At 39.5% G+C, this 11,152-nt stretch carries 13 protein-coding genes; all 13 read right to left on the reverse strand.

The features are described from left to right. The coding region (locus GXZ17_RS01725; protein ID WP_409375568.1) for an FGGY family carbohydrate kinase at positions 1-374 on the reverse strand (374 nt) is incomplete at its 3' end. Positions 375-403: 29 nt separating this feature from the next. Then, positions 404-1,444, reverse strand: coding sequence for an alcohol dehydrogenase catalytic domain-containing protein (locus tag GXZ17_RS01730; RefSeq protein WP_409375569.1), 1,041 nt, complete (start codon positions 1,442-1,444; stop codon positions 404-406). Next, the gene (locus GXZ17_RS01735) at positions 1,445-1,852 is read right to left on the reverse strand and encodes a cupin domain-containing protein (RefSeq protein WP_409375570.1); all 408 of its coding nucleotides are present in this window, start codon (positions 1,850-1,852) and stop codon (positions 1,445-1,447) included. A 19-nt stretch (positions 1,853-1,871) separates the two neighbouring features. Continuing rightward, entirely contained in the window at positions 1,872-2,852 is a 981-nt protein-coding gene (locus GXZ17_RS01740) for an alpha-ketoacid dehydrogenase subunit beta (RefSeq protein WP_409375571.1), read from the reverse strand. Then, a complete protein-coding gene (pdhA, locus tag GXZ17_RS01745) occupies positions 2,845-3,771 on the reverse strand; it encodes a pyruvate dehydrogenase (acetyl-transferring) E1 component subunit alpha (protein WP_409375579.1) in 927 nt (308 codons plus the stop codon). Before pdhA ends, GXZ17_RS01740 begins: the two co-directional genes overlap by 8 nt. Before the next feature lie 41 nt (positions 3,772-3,812). After that, on the reverse strand, positions 3,813-4,832 hold the full coding sequence (locus tag GXZ17_RS01750) for a zinc-binding dehydrogenase (protein WP_409375572.1): 1,020 nt from the start codon (positions 4,830-4,832) through the stop codon (positions 3,813-3,815). A gap of 284 nt (positions 4,833-5,116) precedes the next feature. Then, positions 5,117-6,100 (reverse strand): sugar phosphate isomerase/epimerase family protein, encoded by a 984-nt coding sequence (locus GXZ17_RS01755; protein ID WP_409375573.1) that lies wholly within the window; start codon positions 6,098-6,100, stop codon positions 5,117-5,119. Between the two features lie 214 nt (positions 6,101-6,314). Beyond that, a complete protein-coding gene (locus GXZ17_RS01760; protein ID WP_409375574.1) occupies positions 6,315-7,304 on the reverse strand; it encodes an ABC transporter permease in 990 nt (329 codons plus the stop codon). Positions 7,305-7,320: 16 nt separating this feature from the next. Next, on the reverse strand, positions 7,321-8,883 hold the full coding sequence (locus tag GXZ17_RS01765; protein WP_409375575.1) for a sugar ABC transporter ATP-binding protein: 1,563 nt from the start codon (positions 8,881-8,883) through the stop codon (positions 7,321-7,323). 17 nt (positions 8,884-8,900) lie between these two features. Next, positions 8,901-9,947 carry a substrate-binding domain-containing protein gene (locus GXZ17_RS01770; RefSeq protein ID WP_409375576.1) on the reverse strand — a complete coding sequence of 349 codons (1,047 nt, stop codon included), beginning with the start codon at positions 9,945-9,947 and terminating at the stop codon, positions 8,901-8,903. A gap of 214 nt (positions 9,948-10,161) precedes the next feature. After that, positions 10,162-10,626 carry a transposase gene (locus tag GXZ17_RS01775; RefSeq protein ID WP_409375580.1) on the reverse strand — a complete coding sequence of 155 codons (465 nt, stop codon included), beginning with the start codon at positions 10,624-10,626 and terminating at the stop codon, positions 10,162-10,164. Continuing rightward, a complete protein-coding gene (locus GXZ17_RS01780) occupies positions 10,590-10,874 on the reverse strand; it encodes a hypothetical protein (RefSeq protein WP_409375577.1) in 285 nt (94 codons plus the stop codon). The genes GXZ17_RS01775 and GXZ17_RS01780 overlap by 37 nt, the downstream gene beginning before the upstream one ends. A 46-nt stretch (positions 10,875-10,920) precedes the next feature. Further along, the gene (locus tag GXZ17_RS01785; RefSeq protein WP_409375578.1) at positions 10,921-11,112 is read right to left on the reverse strand and encodes a hypothetical protein; all 192 of its coding nucleotides are present in this window, start codon (positions 11,110-11,112) and stop codon (positions 10,921-10,923) included. Between the last annotated feature and the right edge of the window lie 40 nt (positions 11,113-11,152).

Consider the following 11,152-nt stretch of genomic DNA (forward strand, 5'->3'; position numbering starts at 1 on the left):
ATATTAAAAACTTGGCCATGCCTTCCGTCAGCTATCCACTCGTCAATCATTTCTGCCGCTCTACCGTCTATCCAAATTATAGCCCGACCCAAGGGCTGAAAGTGAGCATCCAGTAACCAACAACCGGTTCCTTGTCCAGTAACTCCTAGGGCGGCAATATCTGCCGGATTTTTTCCCGAGGTAGAAATACACTGGGAAATAGCCCGTGCTGTTTCTCGCCAGATTTCTTCCATATCTTGCTCGGCCTCGCTAGGACTATTACTAATAATCGTTAACTCCCGGGTTGCTGAAGAGACAACTCTACCTTGAGTATCAAAAAGGACTGCTTTAACGTTACTGGTGCCCAGGTCTACTCCTAAAAGAAACCGGCCCATTAATCTTTAGACCTCCTTATTTTGAAATACTAAATTTCTAAAACCGCTTTAATTAACTTTTTATCATTTCTAACTGCCGAAAAAGCTTTCTCAAAATCTGAGAAAGAATATGTGGTGACTAATTGATCCACATCTATTAGGTCGTTATTTAATAGTTGAAGCGCTTCTCTCGTGTGAATAGGAGACGCTGAATAGCTAGTTTTTATCGTGATCTGAGAAAAGTAAACCTGATAAATAGGAAAAGCAAAACTTTCCCCTGGAGCTGAAGGAGCATACAAAAGCAAAATCCCTCCTCGATCTACGAGCGATATAGAGCTCTCCACCGCCTTAGGAAAAGGAGGAGTAACCAAAACTATATCTGCCAACCGCCCCCCATTTATTTCTTTAATAGCTTCTACTAGATTTTCTTTATCAGGGTTTATTGCTCCATCCGCTCCCAGGCGAGAAGCAAGCTCAAATCTAAATTCATTCGGTTCTATCACTATTGTTTTTTGAGAACCAAAAATCTTGGATAGAAAAGTCAAAATTAACCCATTAAACCCCGCACCTACCACCACTACCGTATCACCCACCGAAACTCCTGCTCGGTGTATTGCCTGCAGGCAGCAAGCTATAGGTTCAATCAAAGTGGCATTAACAAAGGGAAGAGAAGAAGGTAAAGTGAGTAATCCGCGTCTTACATTTTCTCCTTGCACCTTTATAAATTGGGAAAAACCCCCCGGATAGATTCCATTCTCCCGGAAGTTCAAACACATAGAATAATCCCCTTTTCGGCAATAACGACATACAAAACAAGGAACATGATGATGGACAAATACTCGGGCCCCCAGCCGGAATCCTTTAACCCGAGGACCAGTTTTAACTATCACTCCTGCCGGTTCATGGCCAAAAAAAGCAGGAGCATGGGGCTCCCGGTACCAATCCATTATATCACTACTACAGATACCACAGGCTTTAGTTTCCACTAAAACCTCATCTTCTTCTAAAGGAGGAATGAGGACTGTCTCCATCTTTACCGTTTTTCTATCATAGTATTTTAGAGCTTTTGTAAGCCCTGCTTCCGGGCTCATTTATAATACTCCTATAGATTTTAAATGCTCCTTGTTGGCAATAACACAAAGAAAGGCAAATATCTCTTCTTGCTGATTTATAAATTGATGGACCTCATCTGGAGGAATATAAATAACATCTCCCGGAGACACTTCTTTTCTCTCTTCTCCCAGAATTACGGTCCCTTTCCCTCGTAGAATGAAAACACCGTGGTCATGTCGATGACGGTCTAAAACTGTCTGACCTCCTGGCTCTACTTCAAAATAACGAATAGCAAAATAAGGAGCTCCCTCTTCTCTGCCAATAAGCCACCGCACACTTACTCCTCGCGCTCCCCTAGGATCAGAAGTGGAGGGATAATCTTTTTTAGCTACCCCCTGCCAATTCCACTTTCCATCGGACTCTTCCAATTTATGTATTATTCCCATTGTATCACCACCTTGTCTTTTACCTCACCAACTTTTTAATTTCCCGGACAATATCTTCGACCTGAGGAACTATCTTCCGCTCCAGATTAGGATTATAAGGAGGAGGCATCTCCTCTCCTCCCAAGCGAACAACTGGAGCGTCCAGATAATCAAACAACTCCTCACCCACCCAGGAAGATATCTCTGCTCCAAAGCCTCCAAACCGAGGAGGCTCATAAACCACTATTACCCGATTGGTTTTTTTAACTGAACTAGCAATAGTCTCGGTATCCAGAGGTCTCAAGTTTCTTATATCTATCACTTCCACATCAATTCCTTCCCCGGCTAATATTTGAGATGCCTCAAGTGCACGGGGAATCATAATGGAATAGCCAATCACCGTTATATCTTTTCCTTCTTTTTTAACATCTGCCTTTCCTATGGGGATGTAGTATTCTTCTTCAGGAACTTGACCTTTAGTTTTATATAAGAGCTTATGTTCCACAAACACCAGCGGATTATCATCTCTTATTGCGCTCTTTAATAAACCTTTAGCATCATAAGGGGTAGATGGAGCTACCACTTTTAGCCCTGGAATATGGGTAAACCAAGATTCCAAACTTCCTGAGTGGTGTCCAGCTGCTCCAGTTCCTGATCCTGCCGGAGAACGAACTACCATAGGAACCTTGGCTTTCCCACCAAACATAAAACGAATTTTAGCTGCCTGGTTTACCAGTTGATCTGAACCAATAGTCATAAAATCGAAAAACATAATCTCAGCTACCGGACGCATTCCCACAAGCGCTGCTCCAACTGCTCCTCCAATGATGGCAATTTCTGAGATAGGAGTATCGATAACTCTCTCCGGGCCAAATTCCTCAATTAGTCCTTGAGTTACTCCAAAAGCTCCTCCGTATACTCCTATATCTTCCCCCAAAAGAAAGACTTGAGGATCTTTTTTCATTTCCTCCCGCATGGCTTCCCGTAGAGCTTCGGCATAAGTAATTTCTCTACTAGGCATAAACCAGTCTCCTCGCTTCTTCTAAAGTAGGTTCGGGACTTTTCAGAGCAAACTCTATCGCTTCTTCTATCTCCCTTTCCACCTGCTTTTTAATATTTTCCAGTTCTTCGTCTTTTACTTTTTCTTCTCGAAGGTATTTCTCCAAAAATTTAATAGGATCTCTATTCATCCATTCTCGAACCTCCTCTTTCGTCCGATAAGCCTGCCGATCGCTTTTGGAATGTCCTTTCCAGCGATAAGTTCGAGCCTCTATAAAGGTTGGACCTTCTCCCTGACGGGCTCTTTCCACCGCTACTTTAGTAGTTTCATACACTTCCAGTACATTATTCCCATCAATACTCACTCCAGGAATCCCGTACCCTTTAGCTCGCTCAGCAATATCAGGAAGAGCGAAAGCTTTTTTCACTGAGAAACTCATAGCATACATATTATTTTCGCAAACAAACACTACAGGAAGACGGAAAATAGCTGCCATATTAACTGACTCATGAAAGGCTCCAGTATTAGCCGCTCCATCGCCAAAAAAGCAAAGAACTACTTTATCGTTTTTCTGCAATTTGCATCCCAGAGCAGCACCTGTGGCAATAGGTATCCCCGAACCTACAATTCCGGTGGCCCCTAGGTTTCCCTTTTCCACATCAGCGATATGCATTGATCCCCCTAATCCACGGCAGTATCCAGTATCCTTAGCCAATAATTCTGCCATCATCCGTTTTATATCAGCACCTTTAGCTATACAATGTCCATGACCCCGATGGGTAGAGGTAATATAGTCATCTGTTCTAAGAGCAGAACAAGCCCCTACCGCCACCGCTTCTTCTCCCACATAGAGGTGAAAGGTGCCCCAAATTTTCCCTTCCATGTAAAGCTCTTCAGCCCGTTCTTCAAAAACACGAATAAGGTACATCTTTCTATACATTTCTAACTTGTCTTCTAAAGCAAGCACTCCATCATCTCCTCTCAAGGCATAAGAATAACTTTTATAGCCTTTCTACTCTGAGTAAGCTCAAACCCCTCTTGCCATCGGGAAAGAGGTAAAACATGAGTAATAATCTTTTTCAAAGGAATATTAACTTTCTCTAACAGACTAATCGCTTTTTCCCAGCTGGAAGTAGTTTGAGTACGGGAACCAGTAACCTCGAGTTCTCGAGAAAAAAGATACTGGTCAAAATCAACAGTCACTGGCCGGTGAAGAATGCCCATCTGAATATATCGGCCTCTTTTTCTTAAAAGCTCCAACCCTAAAGATACAGCCGACAATGCTCCTGAGCACTCAAACACCACATCGACCCCATAAGGGTCTATTTCCTGCAAGACTATCTTCCCCACATTTACCTCATCCAAATTAAGAGTGTCATCCACTCCCCCCTCTTTAGCCACTTGAAAGCGAAATTCATCTTCTCGTTTACCTACCAAAATAACCGAAGCCCCTCTGGTTTTTACTACCCAGCTTACTAAAATTCCCAATGGCCCAGGACCAAGAACAATCACTTTTTCTTTGCCTTCCAGCTCTGCTTGCTCTAAAACACCCCGAACAGCACAAGCCAGGGGTTCGAGCACTGCCCCCTCTTCAAAGGATAGCTGCCGAGGTATAAGGTGGACAGCAAACTCAGGAACCACAATATATTCAGCAAAAGATCCATTAACCCCCGAGCCAATACCTTTTCTTTCTGGACACAGGTTAAAAAAGACTTCTTGACAATAAGAGCACACTCCACAACGATAAATAGTGGTTTCAGATGTTACCCGATCGCCCACTTTTATTTTCTCTACCCCTTGTCCAATTTCTGCTACTTCTCCAGAAAACTCGTGCCCTAAAATGACCGGTGGTCGGAGAGAAGATATTCCACGGACATCAGTACCACAGATTCCCGCCGCTCGCACCCGGATTTTAACTTCTCCTCTCCCTGGCCGAGGTTCCTCTACCTCTCTCAAGCTAATGCTATCTTTTTCCCAATTTTCCTGTAATAGCGCTTGCATATTGCTCCTCAATCTTGGTCAAGTGCTCATGAGCATTTTTATTTTAAACCTTCTAAAATTCATTATCAAAGGCAAGAAGTCCAGAAGTTTTCGCTCCTATGAACCTTGGATTTTTCCGGCAAAGAATCTTAAGCTAGGAAGAGAAGAACCAAATTGAAGTCTCCTCCTACACCCTTATGCAACTATAGAAACCTCTCACGCCCTTTGCCATTCATAACGGAGAAGTAACCAACTATCATCAGCTTAAAAATACTAAACCGAACTACCTCTTCCTACCATAAAAATTACTTAAAGAAAACTTTTCTCGCTAACTCATGAGCTTGAGCTGCATCCATTTTTTCTTGAGCCTTGTGAAGTGCATCTCGCTCTAAGCTTTTCAGCAATCGATAAAGATCTAAAGTATTCCGAGCACACAACTGAAGTGCTCTAACCGGATGGATACGATAAGGAAATATATCAAAACCGAGATAGCCCTGATAACCAGATTTTTCGATATAATATAGAAACTCCAAGGTCTCATAGAGATTAGTGCTACCAGCAATAAGGTCATCATCCCATTCTCGATAAGCATCATTAAAATGGACATTATAGAGAACTTTTTCCCGAGAAAGAATTGATACCACTTCTCCTGGGTTTTCTTTGGCCATGAGAGCATGGCCAAAATCTACTGTAACACCTAAGTTTTTCCGGTTTAGGGTTTTAATTAGGTAAAGAGCGCGAAAAGCATTTCCCACTAGAAGATACTGCCGGGGTTCTTTTAATTTATATTCTAAGGCAATCTTAACTTGAGAGCCATAATCGGCAATTTCTCCTAAAGACTCCAAAAGCAGATCCCATTCTACTCCATAATCCACTTGAAAAGGATAATCAAAACCATCTACTCCTAACCAAAGACCTACTGAATTACACTGGAACAAATCAGTTAAATCGATAACTTTCTTTGCAGCGTCTATTGCTTCTCTTCTAAGTTTAGGATCTCGGTGAGTTAAGGCTCCCAGCTGCCACTTAGGATGAGAGTGAGTGTTTAGATTTATACAGCTAACTTTCAAACCCTGGTCATCAAGCAGAGATTTGAAATCTTGAGGACTGATTTTTTCTAGTTCATCATCAAAAAACTCAATTGCTTCCACCTCTGGAACTTCCTTCACTCTTTTAATACGTTCTTGAATACTAACAGGCTCTTCATACCCTTGAGGCAAAAACCGATCAGCTACTCCTCCCATACACCAAATACCTACTGAAAGCTTCAAATTTTCTTCTAAAGGCATTTTTGGTCTCCTTTCTTAAGCTAAATAAACTTCTAAGCTTTTGAGAAAAAGCTCACAAGAAAATTCACATAAACATAACTTTATTTTATAGCACTTAATTTTAAAGTCAATCCCCTTCGTTCAATTGTAGCGCCTCTATGATAAACGTCGCATAGTCGCAAAAAATCAACCACCGTTAATAATAAACACCTTTTTAAAAGCTACTCAACAATAATTATTGTTTAGTAGTAAGCTTAGATATAGTCAGTGCTCCCAATAAAATTAACCCTTTAAAAATATCTTGAGTTGTATAGGATACTCCAAGCATACTCAATCCATTTATCATTACTCCCATTAAAACAGCACCTATAAAAGTTCCAAAAGCATTAGGTTTTCCTGCTTCTAGGACAGAAAATCCAATATAGCTTGCTGCTACGCAATCAAGCAACATAGACTGACTTTCTGCTATCTGGGCACTACCTAAACGGGAAACCAACAATATTCCTCCAAAAGCGGCCACTACAGCGGCTATGGTATGTGCTATTATTCGGTATAAATTTACAGGGATACCTGCTAAATACGAAGCTTCAATATTACCTCCTATAGAATATAAGCATCTACCCCATCTTGTATTATTCAAAAAAATATGAATCAAAATCATTACTAACAACATAATTATAACCGGCATGGGAATGAAACCTACCATACCTTGTCCTAGAAACAAAAAAGACTCAGGGATGGATCCAGGAGCTGTTATAAATCCTCCTCCTACATCAGGTTTTATCATACCAGAATAAATATTTAGACCTCCAGTATAAGTTAAAGTTAAACCCTGGGTTATAAACATAACTCCCAAACTTGCAAGTAAGTCGTCTACCTTAAAGTAAACAACGAATAAGCCTATTAAAAACCCAAAAAGAGCGCCAACCCCAAGAGATATTAGTATAGAAACAACAGGATTCAAAACGTTCCACACCATTAAACCCGCTGTTATAGCTCCTGACAATCCTGCAATACCTGTTATTCCCAAATTAAAAGCATTGGCGCTTAAAGCCACCGTAAATCCCGTAGCCATAATACAAATTACGGAAGCTGAGCGCAATATATCTGTTATGTTGCCGACACTAACAAAATTTGGAGTCAGTATACCAAAAAGGAGCATTAAACCCACTAAAGCTAAGAGTGTTCCATAACGAGATATAAAATCAGCTATTTTCGAAATCACAAATTACCCTCCATAATCACAAATTATTTTTAACGATGTTATTTTTTACTTGATGTCCACCTGTTGCTAAAGTAAGTATATTCTCGCTAGTTGCTTTATCTTTGTCTAGTTCTCCCTCGACTTTCCCTTTATACATTACTATAATTCGGTCTGCTATTCTTAAAACCTCATCAATGTCAGAAGAAACAAATATTACTCCATGACCATCATTTGCTATTTCCTCAACCAGCTTATAGATTTCTTCTTTAGCTCCCACATCAATACCCACAGTAGGTTCATCAAATATTATTACCTTTGCACCCCTTAGTTTTTCTCTGATTAGCCACCTTCCAACCACTACCTTTTGTTGATTGCCACCACTTAGCTTTCCAACTTTCTGTTTAGAGCTAAAGCATTTTATTCCTAGTTCGTTTATAAATTCCTGTGATACCTTCTCCATCGGTTTTTGCTTCATCATTCCCAATATATTGGAAAATTCTCGAAAATTAGGCAACATAAAGTTCCATTCTACATCTTCGTTAAGTATTAATCCTTGTTTTCTTCTTTCTTCCGGTACAAAGTAAATTTTATTATCTATAGCATCTTTGGGAGTTCTTATGTTTACTTTTATATCCTCTAACTTAATGTCTAAAACATCAGAGCTCCTAGCACCGTAAAGAGTAGTTACAAGCTCTGATTTTCCTGCTCCTACTAACCCCGTAATACCCAAAATTTCACCCTCTCTAACATAAAACGAAAGAGGCCCAACTTCGTCTTTCTTATGTAATTGTAATACCTCTAATAACTTTCTTTCTGACGCACTTTTTTCAACACTTCTAGCTTCAAACTTCCTTTTTTCATCGCCCAACATGGACTTTACGATTTTTTCAACCGTAACCTCATCTTTTGTAAAAGTACCTACTTTTTCGCCGTCCCTAAGCACGCTAATTTTATCCGCTATTTCAAAAACTTCCGGCATCCTATGAGATATATAGAGAATTCCTACACCGTTAGTTTTTAAAAACCTAATTGCTTCAAATAGGGCCGCAATTTCTTGCGGCCCTAAAGAAGACGTGGGCTCATCAAAGATGATAAATTTTGATTCGTGTATTAAAGCTTTAGCAATCAACAACAACTGCTTTTCTGCAACAGAAAGTTTGTTAACTGGCAAATTAATATCAAAATCTAATTTAATGTTCAATTTTTTCAAGACAGATTCGGCTTTATTAGTAAAATATTGCTGCGAAACTATTATATTCTTTTCATCTTTCTTGTTAACCAAAAACAAATTCTCCGCTACAGTAAAATATGGAACCAATGCAGCATCAACTTCTTGATATACTGTGCTTATGCCGTATTCGAGAGCTTTAGTTGGGCTATTTATGTAAACATCTCTGCCATTTATGCTTATCTTGCCTTCGTAGTTGGCATATACTCCAGATAATATTTTAGCAAAAGTGATCTTACCAGCTCCATTAGCACCAACTAAAGCATGGATTTCCCCCGATCTTAAAATCATATCCACATCTTTTAGAGCCTGCACTCCGGGGAAAGTTTTGGATAAATTAGTAGCAACTAATTCAAAAGAAGACTCTCCCATTTCATATTCCCCTGTTGTTATTCTTTGCTTTTATTAACCAAATCTCTCAGCTCTGGCGTCCACGCAATTCCACTATCTCCCCACTCTGGGACTAATTCTTTAGTCAAATATTCTCCAGCCTCTAAATTTATTTTTCTAGCATCTTCCTGAGTTATTAAGGCAGGAGGAATTATTGCATATCTTGGGATTGCTTCTTCTTGACCAGTTGCAGCTAAATATGCAATTCTAATAGCCACACGCCCTATTTCAGAGGGATCACATGCAGCTGTAGCTTTCCAATTGCTTCCTTCTTCAGCCATTAAAGAAAGGTCGTAAGGACTTACATCCACTCCATAAACAGGAATTGCAAGATTTTGTTGTTTTATAGCATTTAAAGCTCCTATTGAGAGCTGGTCATAAGGTGCCCAAACCGCGTCAATCTCACCAGCATGAGCTCTTAGAACTGCTTCCATCAGTGACATCGTCTCCGTAATCACTGCTGAGCCAAAGGTTGGAGCTATCTGTTGTATAACTTTAATTTTCTGGTATCTCTCCAGAATTAAAGGCAAAAGCCTCATTCTTCTTTCCAAGGGTGCTACTCCAGATAATGTTACAACTACTATGTTTCCTTCACCATTTATATCCTGCGCTAATTTAGAAAGGCTCATATAAGCCAGCATATAATCATCCTGAGATATTTCCGAAGTAACGTCAACATCAACTATAACATCAAAAATAATTACCGGTATACCCATATTCATTGCTTTTTGGATTCCCGGCTTCAAAGCAGTTCCTTCTCCATGATCGATAAAAATTGCATCTGGTTTCATATTAATAGCATTGTCTAACATCTGAACCTGTTTGTTGCTAGACATCTGAGCATCTAAAGTAGTTAAGTCAACACCCAATGCTTTAGCCATTTCACGCGCTCCAGAAACAAGCTGAACCCAGTGATCGCCGTAATTGCCCAGAGCCACATGTACCACTTTGACAGGATTATCTGCAGCAAAAATGATCGTAGGAACAGTTAATATGCAAAGTACTAACACACAAAAAAACCCAAAGCTTTTTAATGATCTTTTCATCTTTTTCCCACCTCCACAAAATTTACGTTTATATTATCTATTTCACATTACATACTCGCTTCTCATAAGATACATCAGCTTACTATTTTTGTTTGCTTATCACCTCCCAAATATAAAGCTAACTGATTTTAATTTTGAACAGCAAGTCGACCCTCCTTTCCTTTTTTATGTGTTTTGAGAAAAAGCTCGCAAGAAAATTCACAAAAACATAACTTTATTTTATAGCACTTAATTTTAAAGTCAATCCCCTTCGGGAGACTGTTTGAAAATTATTCCTATACTTTAGGGTTATAAAGAGAATAAAAAGGATATTTCCTATATTCCAGAGAGCAAGTTGAGTAAATACTACATTAAAGGCCATCTTTTCAGTACGTTCTTCAAGATAGCTTCCGAACATTCTTTTGGTAGTTCCAAAGAAAGATTCTATAAGACAGCGTTTCTTATAGATTTCCTGATGAATAGTATAGCTTTTTAGAGCTATCTTTCTCAGTTTATCTCTTATACCTCTATGCAAGCTCTCCTCTACTTTTATTACTGGTATCCAACCTCTTTCCATTACTTCTTTTATAACCTCAGTACTCATTCCATAGAGCTTATCTCCTACTAGATAGAGTCCTTGTTTATCTCTTGGTCTTCTCTTTCTTAACCATTGCAGAAATAAGTTCCTCTCGGAGAATATGCTTTATCTAAAGATGCTCCCAGGACTATTCTCTCTCCTTTTTCATTTAGTCCTAAAACTACTACCCCTTTTACATGAGATTTTATCTTCCTTACTTCAGCTCCTCTTTTTATCCTCTGGTAGATCGGTAAACCATATCCCCATCCTGTTCCGTCTACTAATGGAAATTCTACTTCTTTTAATTCTTTGCTTCTCCTGGCTAACCAGTTTAGGAATTCTATCCATAAATCTTCAGTAATCTTAGACACTCTATAATGTAAAGTGGAGAAATCAGGTAAGGATTGAGAAATAAGGCTACGCAGAATTGCTTCTCTCGTCTATAGGAGAGTTTAAGCATTGTTTTCCATAGCCTATAGCTAAGATAAGAGGTAAGGGATAAAGAGGAGGTCTACCTCTTCTTTTCTTATTATTATTTAGCTCTTTCTCGGCGCAAAATTCTTCTGCTAATTGAAGGAGAGTATCAAAAGGAATGGCATTCCTTCTCATCCTATCACCTCCTTCAATTAATAGTTATCACTATAAAGGC

This window comes from Candidatus Sordicultor fermentans (genome assembly GCF_012728195.1).
Taxonomy (GTDB): Bacteria; Atribacterota; Atribacteria; order Atribacterales; family Caldatribacteriaceae; genus Sordicultor; species Sordicultor fermentans.

Excerpts from the sequence above, each read along its gene's own strand:
- GXZ17_RS01765 (WP_409375575.1), bottom strand. The coding sequence starts at position 8,883 with ATGGGAGAGTCTTCTTTTGAATTAGTTGCTACTAATTTATCCAAAACT.
- pdhA (WP_409375579.1), bottom strand. The coding sequence starts at position 3,771 with ATGTATAGAAAGATGTACCTTATTCGTGTTTTTGAAGAACGGGCTGAA.
- GXZ17_RS01770 (WP_409375576.1), bottom strand. The coding sequence starts at position 9,947 with ATGAAAAGATCATTAAAAAGCTTTGGGTTTTTTTGTGTGTTAGTACTT.
- GXZ17_RS01735 (WP_409375570.1), bottom strand. The coding sequence starts at position 1,852 with ATGGGAATAATACATAAATTGGAAGAGTCCGATGGAAAGTGGAATTGG.
- GXZ17_RS01785 (WP_409375578.1), bottom strand. The coding sequence starts at position 11,112 with ATGAGAAGGAATGCCATTCCTTTTGATACTCTCCTTCAATTAGCAGAA.
- GXZ17_RS01730 (WP_409375569.1), bottom strand. The coding sequence starts at position 1,444 with ATGAGCCCGGAAGCAGGGCTTACAAAAGCTCTAAAATACTATGATAGA.
- GXZ17_RS01755 (WP_409375573.1), bottom strand. The coding sequence starts at position 6,100 with ATGCCTTTAGAAGAAAATTTGAAGCTTTCAGTAGGTATTTGGTGTATG.
- GXZ17_RS01740 (WP_409375571.1), bottom strand. The coding sequence starts at position 2,852 with ATGCCTAGTAGAGAAATTACTTATGCCGAAGCTCTACGGGAAGCCATG.
- GXZ17_RS01750 (WP_409375572.1), bottom strand. The coding sequence starts at position 4,832 with ATGCAAGCGCTATTACAGGAAAATTGGGAAAAAGATAGCATTAGCTTG.